The sequence below is a fragment of the Amorphus sp. MBR-141 genome (genome assembly GCF_053628695.1).
The window spans coordinates 1-1,155 of the sequence record NZ_JBRJGW010000095.1 but is presented as its reverse complement, the minus strand read 5'-3'; the positions used below and the strand labels follow the sequence as shown (position 1 = coordinate 1,155).

Sequence of the window (1,155 nt, the reverse complement as noted above, 5' to 3'; positions counted from 1 at the left end):
CTAGTGGATTGATCGGATCAAAGGAGTCCGCTTGGGGATTCCTCTGACGGCGCGGCCGTGCGAGTCTGACGTATGCGCAGCGGCATCTCCTTCACCGTTTCGTCTGGCGATCATCAGCGTTTGCAAGCGATCATCGCGGACCCCAAGAGCCCGCAGAAGCACGTCTGGCGGGCACGTATCGTCCTTCTGAGCGGCGCGGGCCTCGGCACCTCGGCGATCATGTCCGAGACCGGCAAGTCGAAGACCTGTGTCTGGCGCTGGCAGGAGCGGTTCATGCACGAGGGCGTCGATGGCCTGGTTCGCGACAAGTCCCGTCCTCCGGGCAAGGCGCCGATCCCGTCGGAGCGGGTCGCCGAGATCGTCCGCCTGACGCAGGAAACGCCACCGCACGAGGCGACCCACTGGACGCTGCGCGCGATGGCGAAGGTGGCCGGCGTCGCGGCGTCGACGGTGCAGGCGATCTGGAAGGCGCACGGCCTCAGCCCGCACCGCTGGCGGCACTTCAAGCTCTCGAACGACCCGGCCTTCGCCGAGAAGCTCACCGATATCGTAGGCCTTTATGTCGATCCGCCGGCCCATGCCGTAGTGCTCTCGGTGGATGAAAAGAGCCAGATCCAGGCGCTCGACCGTACCCAACCCGGCCTGCCGATAAAGAAGGGCCGCGCCGGCACCATGACGCATGATTACAAACGGCACGGCACCACGACGCTGTTCGCCGCGCTCAACGTGCTCGACGGCACGGTCATCGGCCAGAATATGCAGCGCCACCGCCATCAGGAGTTCATCCGCTTCCTCAACCGCATCGAACGCGAAGTGCCGGTGGACAAGGCCATCCACGTGATCCTCGACAACTACGCGGCGCACAAGAAGGACAAGGTCCGCGCCTGGCTCGAACGCCATCCGCGCTGGAGCTTCCACTTCACGCCGACCTCGTGCTCGTGGCTCAACGCCGTCGAAGGCTTCTTCGCCAAACTTACCCGGCGCAGGCTCAAGCACGGCGTCTTCCATTCCGTCGTCGATCTGCAGGCCGCCATCAACCGCTTCGTCCGCGAATATAATGCCCGGCACCCTCGGCCGTTCGTCTGGAGCGCCAACCCCGACGACATCATCGCCGCTCGAAACCGAGGGTTCCAAACGTTGGAATCAATCCACTAG

1 protein-coding gene is annotated in these 1,155 nt (G+C 64.3%); it reads left to right on the top strand.

Annotation, left to right across the window (positions count from 1 at the left end):
• Window positions 1-72 precede the first annotated feature (72 nt).
• Entirely contained in the window at window positions 73-1,155 is a 1,083-nt protein-coding gene (locus tag ACSSVZ_RS28170) for an IS630 family transposase (RefSeq protein WP_453974179.1), read from the top strand.

Bases quoted from the DNA above. Each gene is read 5' to 3' on its own strand.
- ACSSVZ_RS28170 (WP_453974179.1), top strand. From the start codon at position 73: ATGCGCAGCGGCATCTCCTTCACCGTTTCGTCTGGCGATCATCAGCGT.